Raw genomic sequence first — 20578 nt, 5'->3', positions numbered from 1 at the left:
GACAAAACCCAACCGGACACAATTCCATGTCACAGACCTCATCCATCTACGAAATCCATGACGACCGTTTCCGGTTTCTGATCGTCCCGTCATCTCCACTGGACGAGCTTTATTCCGACTGCCGCTGGGCGGAAGGACCGGTGTGGTTTGCCGATCAGGGATGCCTGATCTGGAGCGACAATCCCAATGAGCGGATGTTGCGCTGGGTCGAGGGTGGCGGTGTTTCTACCTTTCGCAGCCCGTCCGGTTTTTCCAACGGCAATACCAGAGACCGGCAGGGCCGGCTTGTGACCTGCGAACACGGCACCCGCCGCGTCACCCGCACCGAAATCGATGGCTCTATCACCGTGCTTGCCGACAGTTATCAGGGCAAACGGCTGAACTCGCCCAATGACGTCGTGGTGCGTTCCGACGGCAGCGTCTGGTTCACCGACCCGACCTACGGCATCATGTCGAATTACGAGGGCTACCGCGCCGATCCGGAACAGGAAACCCGCAACGTCTATCGTCTCAATCCGCAAACGGGTGCGCTGGATGCCGTCGTCACCGATTTCGGCCAGCCGAATGGCCTCGCCTTCTCACCGGATGAAAGCATCCTCTATGTAGCGGACTCCTCTTCCAGCCATGATCCGAGCCGACCACGCCATATCCGTGCTTTCGACGTCATCGATGGCCGAACGCTTGCAAACAACCGGGAACATTGCACCATCGATGCCGGTCTGCCGGACGGTTTCCGCGTCGATGTCTATGGCAATATCTGGACCAGCGCCGGCGATGGCGTGCATTGCTTCGGGCCTGAGGGAAAACTGCTCGGCAAGATCCTGATCCCGCAAACGGTCGCAAACGTCACCTTCGGTGGACCGAGGCGCAACCGCATGTTCATCACCGCCACCAGATCGCTTTATGCCGTCTACACGGCAACGATCGGAACCTCACTCGGATAGGGATTCAGCGCTACCTGTCAGCCGCCACGCTTCGCCCGGCAGTTCCTATTCTCGAAAGCAGGATAACGGGCAATACGCTGATCGCGACAATGGCAAGTGCTGCGATCGACGCTTCCTCATAGGTACCGCGCGCAGCTTCGCCATAGAGATGCGTGGCGAAAGTTTCGACATTGAGCGGACGCAGGAGAAGTGTCGCCGGCAATTCCTTGATGCAATCGACGAAGACCAGCAGGGCTGCAGCCGAAATCGCGGCCTTGGACAGGGGCAGATGTACATGCCGAAATGTGCCGGCAGGAGATTGCCCGAGTGTACGCGATGCATGATCGAGCGACATCGGGATGCGTGAAAGCCCTGCCTCGATGCCTCCGGCAGAAATCGCGAGGAAGCGTACGGTCAGTGCGTAGACGACGGCCGCACCTGATCCCATGAACAGGAGCCCGGTCGAGATACCGCACCAGTCGAGCGCGGTACGGTCGATAAAGCGATCGAAGCCGGCAAGCACGATCAGCACGCCGATGGCGACGACAGTTCCGGGCGCCGCATAACCCACGGTCGACAGGCGAAGCAGCGTGGCCGATGCCTTGCCGGGGCGCAGTCGGGTGGCGTAGGCGACGACCAGCCCGAGAGAAATGGTGACGACCGTCGCCAGTGTTGCGATGGTTATCGTGCTGATCGCTTCGTTCAGAAGCCGCGGCGAGACCCCGGCAAACTGGTAACGTTTCCACGCTTCCGTGGTCAGATAGAGCGCGGGAGCGACGAAACCGAGCAGAATAGGGACAGACCCCATAAACAGGAGGAGCATGCCGTTCACTGCGCTCACCTTCTGCGGCTTCAACCCACGGCTGCGGCGGGCATCCGTCGCATAACGCTGCTTTCGCCGCGCCCAACGCTCGACCGCCACCAGCCCCACCACGATCAGCAGCAGGGCCAGTGCGATCTGCGAGGCACCCGGCAGATCGGTGCGGGTGATCCAGGTCGTGTAGATCGATACCGTCATGGTGCGAACACCAAGAAATTCGGCGGCGCCGACGTCGTTCAGCGTTTCCATCAACGCAAGGGCGATGCCGACAGCCACCGCCGGCCGCGCCAGTGGCAGCGCCACGCGCCAGAATACCGCGCGACGGGAAATGCCGAGCGTTCGTGCCGCATCGATGAGATTGCCTGATTGGGTGATGAACATCGCCCGCGTGGGAATGTAGACATAAGGGTAAAGCACGAAGCCGAGCAACAGGATGCAGCCGATCATCGAGCGGATATCCGGCAGCCGGAATTGCCGAGGACTTTCATACCCCAATACCCACCGGATCGCCCCCTGCACCGAGCCTATAGGATGCAGGATATCGAGATAGGCATAGGCGATAATGTAGGTCGGCACCGCAAGCGGCAGCAGCAAAGCCCATTCGAGCAGGCGCCGCCCCGGAAAATCATAGGCCGTGACCAGCCAGGCGGTGGTCGTGCCGAGCACCGCTGTTAGAAGGCCTACGCCGACAAGCAGGATGACGGTGTCACGCAATGCGACCGGCAGGACGCTGGAAAAAAGATGCGCCCAGAGACCCGTGGAACCCTTCAGCGCTTCCAGAGCCAGGCCTGCAACAGGCAGGACCACGATCAGCGCGGCGATGGCGGAAAGGGCAAGCCAATTTCGGCCGGAACGACCAGCATGACTGACGACCGATGGGCCGGCGACCGATTTGCTGGCAGACATAGGAATATCCATGAGAAGATGTGAGGAAGGCGCCCCGGTTCCCAGGGCGCCTTCGGCATCGATCAGTTGTCGAAGCTGACCTTGTCGACCAGTTCGCTTGCCTGCTTGCGGTGGCTGACAATTTCGGAAAGCGGCTTGTTGTCGATCTTCAATTCACCGAAAGAAGCGATGATCGGATCGGCGGCAACGCCAGCCTTGACCGGATATTCGTAGTTGGCCTCGGCATAGATTTTTTGGGCTTCGTCGGAGACGAGATATTCCAGGAATTTCACGGCTTCGGCCTTGTTCGGCGAATTCTTGGCGACGGCTGCACCGCTGATGTTCACCTGCGTGCCACCATCCTTGAAGCTCGGCAGCACGACCTTGATGGCCTCGGCCCACTTGACCTGTTCCTCGCCACCCTTGCCGGACTTCATCAGGCCGACATAATAGGAATTGGCGATACCGATATCGCAAATGCCACCGAGAATATCCTTGGCCGCATCGCGGTCACCGCCTGCAGCCTTGCGCGCCAGATTGGCCTTCACGCCGGTCAGCCACTTTTCGGTTTCTTCGGCACCGTAATGAGCGATGTAATCGGCAAACAGCGCGGTATTGTAGGGATGCTGGCCAGAACGGATGCAAACCTTGCCCTTCCACTTCGGGTCGGCCAGATCCTCATAGTTGAAAGAGGCGAGATCGAGATCTTTCGCAGCGTAAAGCACGCGGGCGCGATAGGAGAGGCCGAACCAATGGCCCTTGCCGTCCCGCAGCTCGGCCGGAACTGCACCGTTCAGCACCGTGGACTCGATCGGCTGCGTCACGCCCTTTTCGGCGAGATCGACGAGATTACCCGCATCGACCGCCATCAGGATATCCGCCGGCGAGCTTGCGCCTTCGGATGAAACACGTTCCGCCAACCCGTCCTTCAGGAACACGGTATTGACCTTGGTGCCCGTCGACTTGGTGTAGGCTTCCAGAAGCGGGGCGATCAGCGCCGGTTCGCGCGTCGTATAGACGTTGATCTCGGCCGCTGATGCGAGTGACGGAGCGACGAACATCGAGGTCGCAAGAAGCGCGGAACTAAGGAAATTATGCGGGTTCATGAAACTCCCCCTTTGGAATGAACACGCAACGCTTCCAGCACTTCTTGACTTGATTGGTCAAGTTTAAAGTCTCAACCGATGATACGCATCACGTAAACTTTATCAAATCAGAGGCCACCAAAACAACCAAAGGATGTCTCAGAACGCAAGCACGCGCTCGGAAGCAATCGAGATCCTCACGACCTCGGATCCTTCCGGAAGGCGATCGAGGGCAACGGCTCTCAATGGTGTTTCCAAACCGTCCACTGCCAGCAGGATATGTTCCGTCTCTCCATGAAAAACTCGTTCCCTGACGTGTGCCGTGATCTCGCCTCGGTCAGGTGAAATGGAAATGGCTTGTGGCCGGATATGGACGGTGGCAGCACCGCCTTCGGTGGCCCCGCCGTTCCGCAAAAAATTGCCGACCGGGGTCTCGATACGGTCACCCTTGCAAATGCCCGGAATCTTGTTCGAAACACAGAAGAAGTCGGCGGCATAAGCGCTTGCTGGCCGGTCATAGAGATCATAACCGGATCCGACCTGAACGATCTCGCCCGAACGCATCAGCACCACGCGATCGCCTGCCGACAACGCTTCCTGCGGATCGTGGGTGACCATGATAACGGTCGTGTTGAGCGACTTCAGAAGGGACAGCGTCTCGGTCCGCACCTGGCCGCGCAACCCCTGGTCCAGATTGGAAAAGGGTTCGTCCATCAGGACGATGCCGGGCCGCGGTGCGAGCGCCCTTGCAAGCGCCACGCGCTGCTGCTCTCCGCCCGACAACGTGTGCGGAAAACGCTCAAGCAGATGCTCTATGCCGACACGCCGGATAACGTCCTCGGCATTGGTCAAGGCCTCTGCTCTTGAATGCCGTTTCAGCCCGAACAAGATGTTGTCGCGGACACTCAGATGCGGGAACAGTGCGTAATCCTGGAAGACAAAGCCGACACCACGCATTTCCGGCTCGACGAAACACCCGCCATCCACCTCATGACCATCAAGAAGAACCCGACCGGAATCGATGGTCTCAACCCCTGCAATGATTCGCAGCAGCGTGGACTTGCCGCAACCGGAGTGACCGACGAGCGAGATGACCTCGCCCTTGGCGATATCGATCGATATGACCTTGACAGCGGCAGTCGCGCCGAACGAGCGGCCGACATTGATGAGCTGCAGCGCGATATCCTGTTTCATGGCGTTCCCATCCCCTGTGGCGCGGGAAACTGCCATAGCGATCCGGGAGAGTGAAGGGTGTAATGATCACGATGAGGCGAAATCGATATTGCCTCGCCTATTCCGGGGCAAGCTTATCCCAGAAAACCGCGATGCGGCTGGGCATCCGTAGGCCAGCTCTGAAGTGTATGAATACGCTTGGCCTCATGCATCAGCGGGATAGAGCAAACCACCAGGACGAGAGCCGCGACATAGACCATGCCGACACGGGTTCTAAATGTATTCACGAAACGCCAACTCCTACTCCGATTTCAGAAGTTTGCGACCTCAACCTGACATCGGGCTGAACGGGACGCGTCCCGGAGAAGATTTATGACATTCAGGTGACTGTCAGGATCGAGTGCGATTTCGCCGGCAACAGAAACTGCCGGGAGCCTCCTCCTTGTCCATCATCAGCATGTCCCGCCCTGCACGACCATTTGTCCGGCCGCAGATCGGCAGCGTCACTCTCGCTGTCCTTGGGGCGATTTATTTGATCACGTTTACCAACCGCACGTTTTTCACGCGCGCCTACAGCTATTTCGACAATCACCTGGCGCTCGCTGCTTTTGCATTGGGCCTGACCTGCCTGTTTGCCGCCTTCACCATAACCATCTCCGTTAAATATCTCCTCAAACCTGTCTTGGTCCTGATGATTTTTAGCGCCGCCTCGGCGTCGTGGTTCATGGACAGGTTCGGCACGATCATCGATGTCGATATGATCCGCAATGCGGTGCAAACGACGCCGTCCGAGGCCGGTCATCTTGTTACCCCCGCCTATCTGCTGCACATGACTATATTCGGACTGGTGCCGGCACTTCTGGTTTGCTGGGTGCGTGTCGAACACCGCAATTTCTTCTCCAAGGTGAAGTGGAACCTGACAGCAATCGTTCCGCTGATCCTTGTGGCGCTTGCCTGTGGTGTTAGCAGCGCACGGAGCATCGCTTCCGTAACGCGGCTGCACAAGGATCTGATCCTGACGCTCAACCCGTTCGTACCGGTCGGCAGCGCGGTGGCTTTCACCTTGGCCAGCGAAGCAGACAAGAATATCGTGGCGCAACCGCTGGGTACCGATGCAAAGGTAACCTCCACGCTTGCTTCGGGCAAACCACGTGTTCTCATCATCGTCACGGGAGAAACCGCGCGTGCGGAGAATTTCTCGCTTGGTGGGTATAATCGCGAGACCAATCCGGAACTCAGGAAACGCGATATCACCTATTTCTCGGACACATCGAGCTGCGGTACGGCGACCGCTGTATCAGTACCTTGCATGTTCTCCAACCTGACACGGCACGGCTACTCTCATCGTGCGGGGCTTGCGAACGAAAATCTGCTCGACGTACTGGGCCATGCCGGCATCAAAACGGAATGGTGGGATGACAATACAGGCAGCAAAGGCGTCGCCGATCGGACCATCTATCGTTCCTTCTCCGATGCAAATGATCCGCGTTACTGCAAGGATCACGAATGCCTCGATGATGGCATGGTCGCCGAACTCGACGGATGGCTGTCCAAAGTCAAGGGCGACAGCGTTCTGGTTCTGCATCAGCTCGGCAGCCACGGGCCAGCCTACTATCAGCGGTACACGCCGGAATTCGCACATTTCATGCCGGAATGCCGCACCGGCGAACTTGGCAGCTGCGATCGTCAGTCGGTCATCAACGCCTACGATAACAGCATTCTTTACACCGACCACATTCTCGCCTCGGTGATCGACATCCTGAAAGCGCGCGAAGACAAGGTCGCACCGACGATGATCTACATGTCGGATCACGGTGAATCGCTCGGCGAAAACGGCCTTTACCTGCACGGTGCGCCTTACATCATTGCCCCATCGCAGCAGACGCATGTCCCCTTCGTGTTTTGGCAAGGCGCAGAGGAGAAAGCCGCGGTCGACGCCTCCTGCCTGTCTAAGCGTGCGGGTGCAGAGGCATCACACGACAATCTCTTCCACACGGCGCTCGGCATCATGGCTGTCAAGACCTCCGCGTACAAAGCCAATCTCGACGTGCTCGGCACGTGCCGGAAGGCGGTAGGTAACGCAAACTCATGACCGTTCCCGATTATTCCCCCATCGGAACGGTCAAAAGACCGGTCACGAACAAGGCTGATGAACCGCCGCATGTATCCATCAGCCCCTCGTCCCCCATCGAGAAGGTGACCGGTAGCCGGCACCTCAAGGCAGCGTTCGGCTATTCGCTGGGCGGTGCCTTGAGGTTGCTCGGTGAAACCGCATTCTGCCACGAGATCATCGCTGGCGCCGTGATATTCGCAGCTTTTGTAGCCGTGGGCGCCAGTTTCTCCGATTATGTCATGATGGCCGTCGTCATGCTCGGCCTTTTCGCGGCAGAGGCTCTCAACACCGCAATAGAGGAGATCATCGACCGTATCTCGCCGGAATGGTCGGACACCGGCAGGCATGCGAAGGATCTTGGCTCGTTCGCCGTATTCTGCCTTCTCCTGGCAAACGGGCTGACGGCCGCTTTCGTCATCATTCCAAAACTTATGTCGCCATGATCCCCGCGGATGCACCGTCCCCCCTCGAATTTTATCCTCCCACTCTGCTAAACGGTGGGTATAAGATAACATCGCGGTGGGATGGAGCAGACAGTTTGAGGGTTCTTCTGGTCGAGGATGATGCAACGCTTGGCGAAGCGGTGCGAGATCATGTTGCAAGTGGTGATCATGCAGTCGACTGGATGAAGACGATCGACACGGCGACAAGCGCACTCGAGACCACCAGTTATGGCCTGGTCCTGCTTGATCTTCGGCTGCCCGATGGCAGCGGCATTGCACTCCTGAAGGAATTTCGCTCCCGCGGTGTCACCACGCCGGTGATCATCCTCACGGCGCATGACCAGATATCGGACCGCATCGAGGGTCTGAATAGCGGTGCAGACGACTATCTTGTGAAGCCGTTCAATCTCGGCGAACTGACAGCGCGTATGCTGGCGGTGAGCCGTCGCTACAGCGGACGGCCGGTTTCGCTGGTGCGGGTCGGTGATATAGAGATAGACGCAGCGGCCCGTCGTGTGACGATCAGCGGCGACACCATTGACTTGTCCAGCCGCGAATGGGCCGTACTCGATGCGCTGTCGGCTCGTCCAGGCGCCGTGGTTTCCAAAGCCCAGATCGAGGAGGCGCTTTACGCTTTCGGGTCGGAAATCGAGAGCAACACGGTCGAGGTCTATGTCAGCCGGTTGCGCAAAAAACTGGGCCGTGACCACATCGCCACGCTGCGCGGTATCGGCTACCGGCTGGGGCGCGAACAATGAACCTCTTCCACCACTCGACCGGCCCGTCGATGACCCGGCGGCTGATCCTTTCGCTGACGTTTGCCATGACCTTTCTCTGGCTGCTGGCGGTTGGGCTGGGGCTGGTAGTGATGGAGGAGGAGCTTGCCGAAATCTTCGACGGCACACTTCAGGACACCGCTGAACGGCTGGTGCCTCTTGTCGTCGATGATCTCGAACATCGTGGAATGCTGGGGAGTCCGGCCAATGGAACCTCGAGTGCAGCACCCCAGCAGTTACAGACAGGGAGTTCCAGCGGAGACCACGAGTACCTCATCTACCAGGTGCGTGATCCGTCTGGCCGTGTGTTGATCCGATCCCATGACGCACCAGAACAGGCTTTTGCAACACCGCTTAAGGGAGGCTTCTGGAAAGACGCGACCTACCAGTTCTACACCGCCACCAACGATGACCGACAAATCTTCATTCAGGTCGCTGATGCCTTCGAAAACCGCGAAGAGGCGGTTCGGGAAGGCGCTATCGCGCTATTTCTGCCGCTCATATTCTTGATCCCGGTCAGCGGCATGTTGATCTGGCTGGTGGTTCGCCGTGCCGTTCGACCGGTCGGTGAGTTGCGTCGTGAGATCGAGACCAAGGACGGCGGCAATATGGAGCCGATCAATGCGTCCATGCTGCCGCGCGAATTGCAACCGATCGCAGTTTCCGTCAACCTTTTGATGACACGACTCAGAACTGCGCTGGATGCCGAGCGGGAATTCACCTCCAACAGCGCGCATGAACTACGTACGCCGATCGCGGGTGCATTGGCTCAAACCCAGATGCTGATCGCCGAGTTGACCGAAGGCTCCAGCCGCCATCGCGCCGGCCAGATCGAAGCGTCGCTGACACGTCTAAGCCACCTCGCTGAAAAGCTGCTACAGTTATCGCGCGCCGAGGCCGGCATCGGTATTACCGACAAACCCACAGATCTGACCCGCATATTGGATATGGTCCTGACCGACTTCTGGCGCAGCATGGCGGATCCGGCGCGTCTGGTATTTAAACGAACGCCCGGCGCTCAGTTGATAGGCCCATTCAGTGAAGATGCCTTCGCCATCGTGCTGAGGAACCTCGTCGAAAACGCGCTCGTGCACGGCACACCCGGAGAACCGGTCGAGGTATTTCTCGACGACGGCGGGCCTGTCCGGATCGTCAATGGTGCGCCGAGAATGACGGAAGCCGAACTTGCGTCCATCCGCAAACGTTTCAGTCGCGGAAAGACCGAAGCCGGAGGCTCAGGTTTGGGCTTGTCGATTGTCGAAAGACTGCTTGGCCAGATGAACGGCCGCCTCGTGCTGCTGTCGCCGGCAAGCGGCAGGGATGGCGGGTTCGAAGCAAGGATATTCCTCTCGTAACCAACCAGTATCCAGGCAAAACGCGACCAGCCATACGGCCGATCGCGCTGTGTTTCATCTCACCGGAATGAGACCGACTTTACTTCTTGATTGCTTCGACGTCGATGTCGAGCGCGATGTCCGGACCGATGCCGAAATCGGCCATCTTGGCGATACCGAAATCAGCGCCGCTGAACGAACCGGTTGCGGAAAAGCCGGTCTTGATCGTGTTTGCATCCCATGGCAGTGCGGATTCCGCATTCCAGGTGACGTCGAGAACAACCGGCTTGGAGGTGCCGAGCAGGGTCAGGTCGCCGGTTACCTTGGCGGTCTTGTCGCCGGTCTTTTCGATCGAGGTGCTCTTGAACGTGATCTGCGGGAATTCCTCGGCATTCAGGAAGTCTGGGCTTTTCAAGTGGGTATTGCGCTTCTCGTCGTTGGTGTCGACGCTTGCTGCTTCGAGAGCGATTTCCACCGTGCTCTTGGTGACATCGGCCTTATCGAAGGAAATGGTGCCTGACACAGCCTTGAAAGCGCCATGAGCCTTGGTCCAACCCGCATGGTTCGTCTTGAAGCCGACCCATGCATGCGTCGGATCGATTTCGTAGCTGTCTGCCGCGAATGCAGCACCGGTCATGAACATGCCGGCGACGGCAGTAGCGAGAATCAGGCGTTTCATGGTTTCTCCTTTTGAGGTTGCCCGTGATGGGCGTTTGTGCCCGGCGAACCGGATTGGTGACAGTCTCAGCCGCCCGCCAGGACGGCGATAACAATGGCTGCAATTGCCGGGATCGCTGTCAGCGCTCCGATTATCAGCGGCCGCAGAAACCGCGACTGGTTGATGAACCCGACCTTGCGCCAGTTGAGGATAGCGAAGACAGCAACAGGCAGAACCGAAAGCACGAGGGCAGCAGGTGATGCGCTGGGCGACAGCAGCACGGTCATCGTGGTACCCATCGCTGCAGTCCAGATGAAGGACAGCGCAGCGAAACCCTGGAGATCGAAAGCAGCATCATCGCCTCGGATGTAAGCAATGTAGCGAACCAGCAGCCAGCCGCCGAACAACGCAGCGAGCGCACCATTCATCTGCGCCATCCCGATATAGCCCCCCAGGATCGCGGCAAGGGCGGTTCCGATGGCGGTCGCGAGCAATGCGGCAGGCAAGGCGGACGACGATGTTTTTCCAGCGCGGCGACCTGACACGGTTGCTATTTCGATGGCTACAACGACGAGCACAATGGCGAGCGTTGTTGCTTTCGTCGCGTTGGAGGCAAGAACATTTCGCCCCAGCCACCACGCAGGTGCCGCGAGCGAAACGACGCCGACCAACGAAATGATCCAGCGGTTTACGAAATCCCGCAGCAGAACGCCAAGGATAGCGAAAACGACGCCGCCGATGAGCAACAGCAGCGGAAGTTTCTGTTTTGCCGCGATCGGCGGAAACGGCGGGAACCCTTCGATCGACACGCTCGCGATGGCACCGGCAACCGGTATCAGAAGCGCGGTCAACAGGATGCTTCGCGATGTTGCACCCTTGCCGACAAGCGCGATGACCACGCCAAGAACAAGCGGCAGCAGGACGGTGGTGAGAAGGATTTGGGTCAACATGCGTATAAATCCTGATGTTCGCCGGATGGCGGAAGAATGCCGTGAACGGGGGTTATGCCTGGGAGCTTAAATCGCGGCCGATGCCGCTGAGGGCAGCAGATCCTCGAACTCCAGCGCAGGGCCGACGGGAATGATCTTGGGCGGATTGAGGCTTTCGATCGAATAATAGCCGCGCTTGATGTGATCGATGCTGACGGTTTCCGCGATGCCCGGCGTGGAAAGCATCCGGCGCAGATATCGGCTGAGATTGGAATAATCTGCGATGCGGCGCATATTGCATTTGAACAAGCCGTGATAGGCCGCATCAAACCGTACGAGCGTGACGAAAAGGCGAATATCAGCCTCCGTCAGACGCTCTCCGACCAGGAAATTCTTGGCCGCCAGCAAATCTTCCAGTTCGTCAAGCATGCCGAATATGTCGTGAAAGGCCTCTTCATAGGCTTCCTGGGTCGTGGCGAAACCTGCGCGATAAACGCCATTGTTGAGGCGTGGATAGATCCGTTCGTTCAGCGCGTCGATCTCGGGCTGGAAAGCTTCCGGATAAAGATCGACGCTCTCGTCTGCCAGCGAGCCGAAACCGCTGTTGAACATGCGCACGATATCGGCCGATTCATTGTTGACGATCGTACCGGTCTTCTTATCCCACAGGACAGGAACCGTCGCGCGGCCGGTGATATGCGGATCGACGCGGGTATAGAGCTCATGCATATACCGGGTACCGTTGATGGTATCCTCGGTCGCCCCGGGATAGGTGCCGAACTGCCAGCCTTCCTTGGTCAGCGCCGGCTCCACCACCGAAATCGAGATGAGGTGATCGAGTTTCTTGAGCTTACGGGCAATCAGGGTTCGCGAAGCCCAGGGGCAGATCAATGCGACGTAGAGATGGTAGCGACCCGCTTCGGCGCCAAATCCGCCGGTTCCTGTAGGACCGGCAGACCCATCGGGCGTAATCCAGCTCCGAAAGCTGGACGTCTGGCGTACAAAGCCGCCCTTGGCGTCCTTTGCCTGCACCGGTTGCCAGTCAGCTGTCCATTTGCCATCTACGAGCACGGTCGTCTTCCCAACATGATTCAACCGACAGCGTAAAGCCATCACTAGTGGCACTATGCACTCACTCTGTTGACATGATAATCAAGTTTTCGGGAATTACAGATCACACCGATAGAGTGAGATAGTTATGTTGGATCGTATCGCCGGAATGGAGGTTTTCGCCAGGATAGCCGCCATTGGCAGCCTTTCCGGAGCCGCGCGTGCACTCGGCATGTCACAGACCATGGCAACCAAACATATGGGTGCGCTTGAGGATCGGCTTGGTGTGAAGCTTCTGCATCGTACCACCCGCAAGATCACGCTGAACGAAGCGGGCCGCCGTTACCTGGAAAGTGTAGAGCGTATTCTCTCTGAACTTTCGGAAGCCGACGCGATGGCCGCTGCCGAGCGGATGGAAGTTAGCGGAACGCTCCGCGTCAATGCCCCGGTTTCCTTCGGCGTCAGGGAAATCGTGCCTCTATTGGCTGAACTGTCAGATCTGCATCCGGCGTTGAGCGTCGATCTCGGCTTGAGCGATCGTACCGTCGATCTGGTGGAGGAAGGATGGGATGTCGCCATTCGTATCGGCAAGATCGTAGACCAGACGCTAATGGCGCGGAGAATTGCCCGCTGCCGCATGCTCGTCACCGCCTCTCCTTCTTATTTCGCCAAGCGACCAACTCCCATTTCTCTCTCGGAGTTGGGCTCGCACAACTGCCTCGGTTACACCCTGTCGAGTTCGGTAGGCCCGGATCGATGGCGGTTCGGCCTTGATGGTTCCATCATCGTCCCGGTTACAGGAAATCTCCATGCCAATAACGGCGACGCCCTTGTCGCCGCCGCATTGGCAGGTCAGGGCATCATCTACCAGCCGACCTTTCTGGTGGGCGACGAAATCCGCGCAGGTCGATTGGTCTCGCTGTCTCTCGATCAGCCGCTTATGGAACTGCCCGGCGTGTTCGCGGTCTATTCAAGCAATCGGCGACCGCCGGCAAAAGTAAGGGCGTTTATCGACTTCTTGGCCGGAAAATTCGCGCCCACGCCCCGCTGGGATCGCGATCTACCGATTCAGATAGAATAGTCATCGCGCGTCCGCGCAGCGCCGGTGCTCACGATCGCGAAGGGAGGTTTTGTCTACCAGGCCTGAACGGCGAAGGCATTAATCGGAATTTTGAGATAGCTGGTTCCGTTGGTTTCCGAAGCAGGCAGCCGGCCCGCATTCAGATTGATCTGCAACGCATGGAGCATCAAACGGGGAAACGGCAAGGTCGCATCCCGTTCTTCGCGCAGCCGAATGAAAGCCTCGCATCCTTGGCTCACGTGCGTATTTTCCGCCTTCTGCTGCCCAACCGTGCTTTCCCAAGCCGCTTCACGACCGTCGGGACGATAATCGTGCCCGGTGAACAGTCGCGTATCATCAGGAAAAGCGAGAATTGCCTCGACCGACGACCATAAGCTCTCAGCACTGCCACCGGGAAAATCGGCACGAGCACTGCCGCTATCGGGCATGAACAGCGTATCATGAATAAAGGCGGCATCGCCGACCACGTAAGTGATCGATGCCAGAGTATGCCCTGGCGAATGAATGACCCTGCAGACCATATTGCCGATCTGGAAACTCTCGCCATCAGCGAACAGATGGTCCCATTGCGATCCATCCGTCTTCATCTCCGGCATGTTGTAGATCTTCTGCCAAAGCTTCTGGATATCGACCACTTTCGCGCCAATGGCCGTTTCGGCACCCGTCTTTGTCTTCAGATAGGCTGCCGCGGAAAAGTGATCTGCGTGAGGATGAGTATCGAGTATCCATTGCACCGTCAGCCGCTCGCTCTCGATATAGCTGAGGATAGCATCCGCACTGGACGTCTTTGTGCTTCCCGACTTTTCATCGTAGTCGAGAACCGGATCGATGATTGCGCAATGCCTCGTCTCCGGGTCGCTCACCACATATTGAATGCTGCCCGTGCGCTCATCATAAAAACCTTTGATCAGAGGGGTGGCGTTCATGGGGCAAATTCCGGATGGTTGAACAAACAGGCTATAATGTCCGTATTCTTTCACGGACTTTTCCGTCAGGAACAAGGCCGATCCGCGAGCAATTCTCAGGTTTAGATGGAACGGAAATGCAGCCCCTCCACCTGTGACGATCTCGACGATATTCCAATCACGGCCCGTGGAAACGCACTCTCAACGCCCTATTCCATCCCTGAACGAACGGGCAATTCCTGCCTTATCCCTTGGAAGGCGGGCTGGAAAGAAATGCGTCATAGTGTCGAACGAGAACATCCATGACTTCCTCGACGAACTGGGGATCGATCCCTGCCGCAAACTCGATCCGGCTTTTCTTGCCATCGGTATGGACGTGCGCGAACACCTTGCCTTTACGATCTTTAAGTGGCGTCGGTTCTGCGTGTTGCGGCTTTTCCGGTTTCGAGAGCTGGTTGAATATAAGTTGGAAGCGATCATCGCTTGCGGACGACTGAAAAGCAGCATTCGACAATTCTGCGGCTGCTGCAGCCCGAGCTTTCGCCGACGTGAGCAGCTCGCCCAGTTTCATCCAGCGATCGCGACCGGCTTTCGGCGCAGCGCCAACAGCCCGAATAATCGCATCCGGTACGCTTTCAACGACCTGCAACAACCTTGACAGTTCGCTCTTCTGCACCGATAGCGCCTCGCCGATCACCTTGCGGTCAAAGCCACCGGCAAGAAGATTCCTGGCGAAGACGGCACGTTCGATGAACGAGAGATTACGGCGTTCGGCGTTTTCCTTGCCCTGCGCCAAGACCAGTTCGTCATCAGACAGAGAGCGGACGATCGCCTTGACCTCAAGCCCGAGGCGCGACGCAGCCCTAATGCGACGATGGCCATATGCCGTCTGATAGCGGCCGGGCTTTTCCGGATGATTGCGCACCAGCACCGGCACCTGTTGGCCGCTTTCGCGCATGCTGGCGATAAGCGTCGCAAGATCCTCGTCGTCCTGATCATCCAGCCGCAGGCGATCTTCGACAAAGGAGGAATCGATCTTTTCGGGATGGATCGCCACGATCCGTTCGCCTTCGCTGAGCGCCTGACGCAGAAGGCGGGCCTCCTCGGCTTCCCGGGTCATGGCGTTGAGCGAGAGCCCCATAGCCTTCACGGCGCCGGCAGCGCTTCGCCCGACCGAGTTGGCTGCCGGGACTTGTGTTTCAGCTTCCGGCTTCGGCTCCGCCTGTGTTTCGGGCACTGGCGTAGCGCCAGGCTCAAGCCCGCCACCGAATAGCGCTCTTAACTCGTTTTTTCGGCTGCCTGCCATTGTTCTAAAACCCTCTTTCCGCCTTATCGGCCCCAAGCCGCGTGGATCAGAGCTTCCACCTCACCATTGACGGCGTTCATCGCCTCGAGTGCACGATCATAGGTTGAACGCGTAAAATTCTCGCGCCCGACTTCGTAAAGTGTCTGTTTCGTTAAGCCGGCATCAGAGACCGCCGTCGATTTCAGCATTGGCGCCGTGAGAACGCGGTCTCCGAACAACGAGCGCATGAAACCGACGATCTGCGCCTGAGGCCCGTCATTCGGCTCAAAGCGAGTAACCAGATACCGCAAAAAGTCGAAATTCAACGTCCCTCCCGCTTCGCGCACCACGGATAGGAGATCGGACGTCATGAACAGAAACTGGTTCATCGACGCAACATCCAGCATTTGCGGATGTACCGTCACCACAACCGAAGTGGATGCGCAAAGGGCAGACAAGGTCAGATAACCAAGCTGCGGCGGGCAGTCGATCACAACGACGTCGTAGTCCTGCTCAACCGTTGCCAGAACCGCCTGGATCCGCGCAAAAAACAGCGGGCCGCTGTCCTTGCCGCTTTGACGGTTTGCCAGTGCCTGGGGGGTGACATGCTCGAATTCCTGCAACTCGATATTGCCGGGAACGATGTCGAGACCGGGGAAATAGGTTGCGCGGATAACTTCGGAAAGTGACCGCTGCTCGTCGTCATAGCGAATTGCGCCGTAAAGCGTGTCATTGCCGGTCAGATCAAGTTCCGGCTGATAACCGAACAAAGCCGAAAGGGAGGCCTGCGGATCAAGATCGATCGCAAGCACCCTATGTCCCGTCAGGGCCAGATATTGCGCCAGATGCGCGGCAGAAGTGGTCTTGCCCGAGCCGCCCTTGAAATTCGTGACCGATATGACCTGAAGATGGTCATTCCGTGCCGCATCCCGGCGCGGCAAGTAGGACTTTGCCTTGCCGATATTACCCTTGGCGGCCGCCTGCTCTGCGAGATGGCTGCGCAGCGCGTTGATATCGGCAAGCGAGTAGAACCGGCGTCCACCTGCGCCGGTCTCTGGCTGCGGGCCTTCTCCTGCCAAAGACAACTGGCGCAGATAACCATCGGAGACGCCGATAAGCTTGGCAGCCTCGCCGGACGAGAAGCTACGCAATGTCTTGCTTGCGAGCGGCGGGAAAAGGCGTTCGCGCATCGCTTTGAGCTGTTCGGAAAGCGCGCGTGCATCACGCGCAATGGTCTCATCGGCAAGCTGCCGCGGTTCCAGCGTGACTTCGCCTTTAGGGGCCTGCGTTTTTTCAGCCGATCCGGCCATACCCAAAATCTCCCTGAAGTCTGTTCAAAAGATCGTCACCCAGCATGATGGACTGTGGATGCAACGGCACATTGACAGACAAAACGAACTCGACGCTCTGATAGGCCTTCGGACTCGATTTACACCAAAATCCACCGCTTACGCCTAAAAGCAAAATATTGAACCAAATCCGTTACAGGAATGCGCGCATGCGTGATTCGCGTCAAGGATTTTTTCCAATCGGGAGGCGACCGCCCTTACCGAAATCAAGGGTCCGTTGATCCTTGTAGAAGAAACGGCCAAATTCGACCGCATCAGTTGCGGCTCTGCTGGCCGGAAAGGCACTATGCAGCGGATTTGATTCGGTCATTTGCGATTTGGAGACAAGCAATGAAGCCTATCTGGGCGGTCGGCCTGATGACCGGAACGGTGCTCGACGGCAATATAGACGTAGCGCTTATCAAGACGGACGGCGAGAGCGTCGAGACATTCGGCGCCTATACGCTTGCCCCCTATTCGGAAGCCACCCGCCTCCTTCTGGAGGAGACCCTGCGCCAGGCTCGCAGCTGGAATTTCGAGGGGCCGGAACCTTCGATTTTCAAGGACGCCGAGGAGGCGCTGACCCGTGCCCAATCCAATGCCGTGCAGGAACTTGTGAAGAGTGCCGGATTATTATCCATGGATGAGATCGGCGTCGTCGGCTTCCACGGACAGACCGTGCTGCATCGCGCCCCGACCAACGAGCGCTTGGGCGATACTCGACAGCTCGGTGACGGGCAATTGATGGCCGGCATTCTCGGGACAAAGGTTGCCTATGACTTCCGAACTGCCGATGTAAGAGCCGGTGGGCAAGGGGCTCCGCTGGCGGCCATCTATCACACGGCACTGTTGCACGGCGTTGATCGCAGCAGCGACAGCGCCATCCTCAATCTCGGCGGCGTTGGCAACATCACCTGGTGGGATGGCAAGGATCTTGTCGTAGCCTTCGACACGGGGCCGGCAAACGCGCCACTCAACGATTTCATCAAGGGGCTTGGCCTTGGCGAGATGGACCGGGATGGAGCGCTCGGCGCGTCGGGCAGAGTGGACGAAACGCGTCTTGAGCGCCTTCTGCAACACCCGTATCTGACCGCGCCCTATCCTAAATCATTGGACCGGTTTGATTTCACATCCGCCATGGCGGACGGTCTGGACGCTGCCGATGGCGCAGCAACCCTTTCCGCCTTCACCGCTTCTGCCGTCGGCAAGGCACTCGATCTCTTGCCGCATAGACCAAAGCGCCTGATTGTCAGCGGTGGTGGGCGGCGCAATCCCACGATCATGGCGATGATCGAAAGCCGGGCCGGCGTTCAGGCCGTGTCTGCGGACACGTTCGGCTGGCGTGGTGATGCGGTCGAAGCCGAATGTTTTGCTTTCCTCGCCGTCCGCACCTTACGCGGATTGCCGATCAGCTTTCCGACCACAACAGGCGTTCCGAGGGAACAGACGGGCGGCAGGCTCGCTAATCCATGATATTGTTTGTCACATTTCTCCAGCATGCCGGAGACGTGACCTTTGCCAAAAATAAATCGATTTAAAGGCCTTGAGGCCTGCGACACATCGCCCTAGTCTCCCGACGATTCTTAACTGCATCGAGAGGCTTATACATGCAGATCGGAATGATGGGACTGGGCCGCATGGGCGGCAACATGGCACGGCGGCTGATGCGTGCCGGCCATGAATGCGTCGCCTACGACGTTAACCCGGCTGCCGTCGAGGCGCTTGTTGGCGAGGGAGCTATCGGCATCTCGTCCATTGAACAGTTCCTCGAAAAACTGACACCACCCCGTGCCGTCTGGATCATGCTGCCGGCCGCGATCACTCCCGGGATCGTCGACAAGCTGGCGGCTTTCATGCAGCCCGGCGATATCATCATCGACGGTGGCAATTCCAACTATCGCGATGCAGTCGATCAAAGCGCCAAGCTTGCAGACAAGGGCATTTCTTATGTCGACGTCGGCACAAGCGGCGGCGTCTGGGGTCTTGAACGCGGATTTTGCCTGATGATCGGCGGCCCGAACGAAGCGGTTCAGCATCTGGACCCGATCTTCGCGACACTGGCGCCGGGAGCGGACCTCGACCCTTCCCTGCGTGCCGCCGAACGCGGTTATCTGCATTGCGGCCCAAGCGGTGCCGGCCATTTCGTCAAGATGGTCCATAACGGCATCGAATACGGCATGATGCAGGCCTATGCCGAAGGTTTCAACGTCTTGAAACAGGCAAATGTCGGCCACGCCCATCGCGAGGTCGACGCAGAAACAACACCTTTGCCTGACAAGCAGTTTTACCAGTTCGATATGGATATCGAGGCAATCAGCGAAGTCTGGCGCCACGGCAGTGTTGTCGGTTCATGGCTGCTCGACCTCACGGCAGAGGCCTTGAAGGCTGACCCGTCACTCAGCAGTTTCGGCGGCAGGGTTTCGGATTCGGGCGAAGGCCGTTGGACGATGAAAGCCGCGATCGACATGGGCGTCCCCGTACCGGTTCTTTCGGCGGCGGTATTCAGCCGTTTCGACTCCCAGGGCAACGCCGAATACGCCAACAAGATGCTGTCGCTGATGCGCAAATCCTTTGGTGGCCACATCGAAAAGCCGCACAACAAATAGGCGGCGACAAACAATAGTTGACACCATAGTCAATTGTTTGCATGGGTTTCGCAAGGAGCCCATGCAATGACCCAACCGCTTGTACCGCAGGAAAGCGCCGTTCTGGCATTGATCCGCGAAAACCCTTTCGTCAGTCAGCAGGAAATTGCCACATCCCTCGGGCTTGCAAGGTCCACGGTGGCCGCTCACATCGTCCAGTTGATGAACAAGGGGCATATTCTCGGGAGAGGTTATGTCCTTTCGTCGGAAGCACGTGCGTTCTGCGTTGGCGGGGCGGTGCTAGACCGCAAATATCACGCACGCACCAAGATCGTTCTGGAAACATCGAACCCCGTCGAAAGTACCCGCAGCCTTGGTGGCGTCGCCCGCAATGTTGCGGAAAATCTTGCAAGGCTTGGCTCCTCCACCGGTTTCATCTCCATCGTCGGCGACGATGACGGCGGACAAGCCCTGCTCAGATATATGCGCGAATTGGGGGTCGATGTCAGTCAGGTCGTGACGACGAACGAACGCCCGACGGCCGAATATGCAGCAATCCTCGACGCAGCCGGCGACCTTGTTCTCGGCATTGCCGACATGAACATCTTCGACCTGTTTAAGCCGGATCATATAGAACGTGCATGGCCGCATCTCGCCGCCTCCAGCTGGGTGTTTGCAGATTGCAATCTGCCGGCAGAAGTCCTGTCCACGCTGATCGACCGGAGCAGAAATGCCACCTGCCGGCTGGCGATCGATGCCGTATCCACGCATAAGGGAACGCGGCTACCAAAGGATCTGAACGGGATAGATCTCCTGTTCATGAACATTGACGAAGCCAACGCAGTTCTCGGCCATACGAATGCGCACACCGTTGAAGGCGCGAAACAGGCCGCATTGGCGCTGCAGCAAGCAGGCGCCGACATGGCAGTCGTCAGCGCGGGTGCCGAAGGCATGGCCGTTGCCGGGTCACAGAGCATAGAATTTATCGGGGCCGTGAAAGCCGCCCCGGTCGATATGACCGGCGCCGGCGATGCGATGATTGCCGCAACGCTCCATCGTCTTCTCGAAGGCGACGAGATTTTCGATGGGGCCCGCACCGGCGCACTTGCCGCCACACTCACCACCGAATGTACCGCCAGTGTACATCCCGATCTGTCTGCCGAGCTTATCGATGCCAATCGGCACAGGCTCACGAATTGAAAGGA

General features: G+C 58.2%; 19 protein-coding genes. 9 read left to right on the top strand and 10 right to left on the bottom strand.

The window, feature by feature from the left end; all coding sequences use genetic code 11:
• The first annotated feature begins 26 nt into the window (after positions 1-26).
• Positions 27-944, top strand: coding sequence for an SMP-30/gluconolactonase/LRE family protein (locus FHP24_RS14680; protein WP_139676921.1), 918 nt, complete (start codon positions 27-29; stop codon positions 942-944).
• Between the two features lie 10 nt (positions 945-954).
• Here FHP24_RS14680 and FHP24_RS14675 read toward each other — a convergent pair whose 3' ends face one another.
• The 4 genes from FHP24_RS14675 to FHP24_RS28730 form a co-directional block, all read right to left on the bottom strand.
• Complete coding sequence (locus FHP24_RS14675; protein ID WP_394344627.1) at positions 955-2694, bottom strand: ABC transporter permease; 1740 nt, start codon at positions 2692-2694, stop codon at positions 955-957.
• 17 nt (positions 2695-2711) lie between these two features.
• Positions 2712-3689: a Fe(3+) ABC transporter substrate-binding protein gene (locus tag FHP24_RS14670; RefSeq protein WP_246091762.1), complete on the bottom strand. Its 978-nt coding sequence runs from the start codon at positions 3687-3689 to the stop codon at positions 2712-2714.
• A 183-nt stretch (positions 3690-3872) separates the two neighbouring features.
• Positions 3873-4907: an ABC transporter ATP-binding protein gene (locus FHP24_RS14665; protein WP_139676918.1), complete on the bottom strand. Its 1035-nt coding sequence runs from the start codon at positions 4905-4907 to the stop codon at positions 3873-3875.
• A 113-nt stretch (positions 4908-5020) separates the two neighbouring features.
• Positions 5021-5173 carry a hypothetical protein gene (locus FHP24_RS28730; protein WP_180356000.1) on the bottom strand — a complete coding sequence of 51 codons (153 nt, stop codon included), beginning with the start codon at positions 5171-5173 and terminating at the stop codon, positions 5021-5023.
• Between the two features lie 155 nt (positions 5174-5328).
• Here FHP24_RS28730 and FHP24_RS14660 point away from each other — a divergent pair, with 155 nt between their 5' ends.
• From FHP24_RS14660 to FHP24_RS14645, 4 genes are all read left to right on the top strand, one after another.
• Positions 5329-6978: a phosphoethanolamine transferase gene (locus FHP24_RS14660; RefSeq protein WP_342782345.1), complete on the top strand. Its 1650-nt coding sequence runs from the start codon at positions 5329-5331 to the stop codon at positions 6976-6978.
• Positions 6975-7442 carry a diacylglycerol kinase gene (locus tag FHP24_RS14655; RefSeq protein WP_139676917.1) on the top strand — a complete coding sequence of 156 codons (468 nt, stop codon included), beginning with the start codon at positions 6975-6977 and terminating at the stop codon, positions 7440-7442. Before FHP24_RS14660 ends, FHP24_RS14655 begins: the two co-directional genes overlap by 4 nt.
• 95 nt (positions 7443-7537) lie before the next feature.
• Positions 7538-8200, top strand: a complete 663-nt coding sequence (locus FHP24_RS14650) for a response regulator (RefSeq protein WP_112456053.1) — start codon at positions 7538-7540, stop codon at positions 8198-8200.
• Entirely contained in the window at positions 8197-9573 is a 1377-nt protein-coding gene (locus FHP24_RS14645; RefSeq protein WP_246091746.1) for an ATP-binding protein, read from the top strand. Before FHP24_RS14650 ends, FHP24_RS14645 begins: the two co-directional genes overlap by 4 nt.
• A gap of 79 nt (positions 9574-9652) precedes the next feature.
• Here FHP24_RS14645 and FHP24_RS14640 read toward each other — a convergent pair whose 3' ends face one another.
• The 3 genes from FHP24_RS14640 to FHP24_RS14630 all read right to left on the bottom strand — a co-directional run bounded on the left by FHP24_RS14640 (position 9653) and on the right by FHP24_RS14630 (position 12210).
• Entirely contained in the window at positions 9653-10231 is a 579-nt protein-coding gene (locus tag FHP24_RS14640; protein WP_139676916.1) for a YceI family protein, read from the bottom strand.
• Between the two features lie 65 nt (positions 10232-10296).
• On the bottom strand, positions 10297-11160 hold the full coding sequence (locus FHP24_RS14635; RefSeq protein ID WP_139676915.1) for a hypothetical protein: 864 nt from the start codon (positions 11158-11160) through the stop codon (positions 10297-10299).
• A gap of 66 nt (positions 11161-11226) precedes the next feature.
• Complete coding sequence (locus FHP24_RS14630) at positions 11227-12210, bottom strand: glutathione S-transferase family protein (RefSeq protein WP_139676914.1); 984 nt, start codon at positions 12208-12210, stop codon at positions 11227-11229.
• A 127-nt stretch (positions 12211-12337) separates the two neighbouring features.
• Here FHP24_RS14630 and FHP24_RS14625 point away from each other — a divergent pair, with 127 nt between their 5' ends.
• Positions 12338-13270 (top strand): LysR family transcriptional regulator, encoded by a 933-nt coding sequence (locus tag FHP24_RS14625; RefSeq protein WP_139676913.1) that lies wholly within the window; start codon positions 12338-12340, stop codon positions 13268-13270.
• 53 nt (positions 13271-13323) lie between these two features.
• On the opposite strand, the gene FHP24_RS14620 is transcribed toward FHP24_RS14625, so the two are convergent.
• From FHP24_RS14620 to repA, 3 genes are all read right to left on the bottom strand, one after another.
• Complete coding sequence (locus tag FHP24_RS14620; protein ID WP_139676989.1) at positions 13324-14196, bottom strand: MBL fold metallo-hydrolase; 873 nt, start codon at positions 14194-14196, stop codon at positions 13324-13326.
• Positions 14197-14419: 223 nt separating this feature from the next.
• Positions 14420-15481, bottom strand: a complete 1062-nt coding sequence (gene repB, locus FHP24_RS14615) for a plasmid partitioning protein RepB (protein WP_139676912.1) — start codon at positions 15479-15481, stop codon at positions 14420-14422.
• Between the two features lie 23 nt (positions 15482-15504).
• Positions 15505-16770: a plasmid partitioning protein RepA gene (repA, locus tag FHP24_RS14610; protein WP_139676911.1), complete on the bottom strand. Its 1266-nt coding sequence runs from the start codon at positions 16768-16770 to the stop codon at positions 15505-15507.
• A 369-nt stretch (positions 16771-17139) separates the two neighbouring features.
• Here repA and FHP24_RS14605 point away from each other — a divergent pair, with 369 nt between their 5' ends.
• The 3 genes from FHP24_RS14605 to FHP24_RS14595 all read left to right on the top strand — a co-directional run bounded on the left by FHP24_RS14605 (position 17140) and on the right by FHP24_RS14595 (position 20573).
• Positions 17140-18261: an anhydro-N-acetylmuramic acid kinase gene (locus FHP24_RS14605; RefSeq protein WP_139676910.1), complete on the top strand. Its 1122-nt coding sequence runs from the start codon at positions 17140-17142 to the stop codon at positions 18259-18261.
• Positions 18262-18395: 134 nt separating this feature from the next.
• Positions 18396-19394, top strand: coding sequence for a phosphogluconate dehydrogenase (NAD(+)-dependent, decarboxylating) (gene gnd / locus FHP24_RS14600; protein WP_139676909.1), 999 nt, complete (start codon positions 18396-18398; stop codon positions 19392-19394).
• 66 nt (positions 19395-19460) lie between these two features.
• Complete coding sequence (locus tag FHP24_RS14595; protein ID WP_139676908.1) at positions 19461-20573, top strand: carbohydrate kinase; 1113 nt, start codon at positions 19461-19463, stop codon at positions 20571-20573.
• The last annotated feature ends 5 nt before the right edge of the window (positions 20574-20578 follow it).

The organism is Aliirhizobium smilacinae (assembly GCF_006335145.1).
GTDB lineage: Bacteria > Pseudomonadota > Alphaproteobacteria > Rhizobiales > Rhizobiaceae > Neorhizobium > Neorhizobium smilacinae.
This window is presented reverse-complemented; position numbering and strand designations above follow the sequence as displayed.

Bases quoted from the DNA above. Each gene is read 5' to 3' on its own strand.
- repB (WP_139676912.1), bottom strand. From the start codon at position 15,481: ATGGCAGGCAGCCGAAAAAACGAGTTAAGAGCGCTATTCGGTGGCGGG.
- FHP24_RS14645 (WP_246091746.1), top strand. From the start codon at position 8,197: ATGAACCTCTTCCACCACTCGACCGGCCCGTCGATGACCCGGCGGCTG.
- FHP24_RS14605 (WP_139676910.1), top strand. From the start codon at position 17,140: ATGAAGCCTATCTGGGCGGTCGGCCTGATGACCGGAACGGTGCTCGAC.
- FHP24_RS14665 (WP_139676918.1), bottom strand. From the start codon at position 4,907: ATGAAACAGGATATCGCGCTGCAGCTCATCAATGTCGGCCGCTCGTTC.
- FHP24_RS14655 (WP_139676917.1), top strand. From the start codon at position 6,975: ATGACCGTTCCCGATTATTCCCCCATCGGAACGGTCAAAAGACCGGTC.
- FHP24_RS14595 (WP_139676908.1), top strand. From the start codon at position 19,461: ATGACCCAACCGCTTGTACCGCAGGAAAGCGCCGTTCTGGCATTGATC.
- FHP24_RS14680 (WP_139676921.1), top strand. From the start codon at position 27: ATGTCACAGACCTCATCCATCTACGAAATCCATGACGACCGTTTCCGG.
- repA (WP_139676911.1), bottom strand. From the start codon at position 16,770: ATGGCCGGATCGGCTGAAAAAACGCAGGCCCCTAAAGGCGAAGTCACG.
- FHP24_RS14620 (WP_139676989.1), bottom strand. From the start codon at position 14,196: ATGAACGCCACCCCTCTGATCAAAGGTTTTTATGATGAGCGCACGGGC.
- FHP24_RS14625 (WP_139676913.1), top strand. From the start codon at position 12,338: ATGTTGGATCGTATCGCCGGAATGGAGGTTTTCGCCAGGATAGCCGCC.
- gnd (WP_139676909.1), top strand. From the start codon at position 18,396: ATGCAGATCGGAATGATGGGACTGGGCCGCATGGGCGGCAACATGGCA.
- FHP24_RS14635 (WP_139676915.1), bottom strand. From the start codon at position 11,160: ATGTTGACCCAAATCCTTCTCACCACCGTCCTGCTGCCGCTTGTTCTT.
- FHP24_RS14670 (WP_246091762.1), bottom strand. From the start codon at position 3,689: ATGTTCGTCGCTCCGTCACTCGCATCAGCGGCCGAGATCAACGTCTAT.
- FHP24_RS14640 (WP_139676916.1), bottom strand. From the start codon at position 10,231: ATGAAACGCCTGATTCTCGCTACTGCCGTCGCCGGCATGTTCATGACC.